Here is a 1,295-nt window from a genome sequence, read left to right on the forward strand (position 1 = left end):
GATCCACGGCGCTTCGGGGCGGTGGTGTGGTCCGAGGCGCTCGACGGCGGGGCGGCCGGCAAGCTGATCGCCGGCCTCGGGCTCGAGCCCTTCGATCMGGCCTTCACCGGCACCTACCTGCATGCGGCGCTGCAGCGGCGGCGCGTCGCGATCAAGCAGGCGYTGCTCGGCGGCGACATCGTCGTCGGTGCCGGCAACATCTATGCGTGCGAGGCGCTGTTCGCCGCCGGCATCAACCCGCGGCTGCGCAGCGACCGGCTGAGCCGCCCGCGTGCCGAGCGGCTGGCCGCCGCGGTGCGCGAGACGCTGGCCCGCGCGCTCGCCTTGGGCGGCTCGACGCTGCGCGACTTCCGCGATGCGCACGGCATGGCCGGCGCGTTCCAGCAGCACGCCGGCGTCTACGGCCGCGAGGGCGAGCCGTGCACCGTCTGCGCAACGCCGATCCGCCGCATCGTGCAGGGCCAGCGGTCGACCTTCTTCTGCCCGCACTGTCAACGCTGAGCTGTCAACGCCAAGGCCCGGCCTCAATCCCCAAGGAATCGACACTTCGCGCGGGTGGCGGGTGTCGAGATGTTTCGAGGGGAGGGTGCCCGACAGCCTTGCGCTACCATGAATATGCGCCGCGCCTCTTTCCTGCGCCCGCACCTCCATGTCAACTTCCTTTGCTAGCAGCGTCGACGAGCTGGGCCAGTGGCGACAGTCGATCGGGAAACGGCTCGATGAATTCGGGCGCTTCCTGACCGACAACGACCTGGCCGACCCCGCAGCCAGCGAAGCGCTGGACGCGCTGCGTCGCAACCTGGTGGGCGAGAAGCTCGTGGTGGCCTTCGTCGCCGAGTTCTCGCGCGGCAAATCCGAGCTGATCAACGCGATCTTCTTCTCCGACACCGGCCGCCGCGTGCTGCCGGCCACGCCGGGGCGCACCACGATGTGCCCGGTGGAACTGGGCTACGAGGCCGGCGAGGCGCCGGCGCTCGCGCTGCTGCCGATCGCGACCCGCCTCGAAGGCCTGTCGCTCGCCGAATTGCGCGGCCAGCCGAAGGCCTGGGGCCACATCCCGCTCGACATCCACTCGCCCGACCAGTTGACCGAGGCCTTGCGCGAGGTGATGCGCACGCAGTGGGTGTCGGTCGACGATGCGCGTGCGCTCGGCTTCTGGAGCGACGACAACGCCGAGGACAACCCGCCGACGAACGATGCCGGCGAGGTCGAGGTGCCGGCCTGGCGCCACGCGATGATCAACTACCCGCACCCGCTGCTGCAGCGCGGCCTGGTGGTGCTGGACACGCCGGGGC

At 70.9% G+C, this 1,295-nt stretch carries 2 protein-coding genes; both read left to right on the plus strand.

Translation table 11 applies throughout. The annotated features are described in order from the left end of the window. On the plus strand, positions 1 to 501 hold a 501-nt coding region (locus AC1D15_RS32800), incomplete at its 5' end, for a zinc finger domain-containing protein (RefSeq protein ID WP_477829352.1). 148 nt (positions 502 to 649) lie between these two features. Next, positions 650 to 1,295, plus strand: a 646-nt coding sequence (locus AC1D15_RS32805; RefSeq protein WP_477829353.1) for a dynamin family protein, incomplete at its 3' end; no start/stop codon positions are given.

It is taken from the genome of Rhizobacter sp. P2_H2 (genome assembly GCF_056403375.1).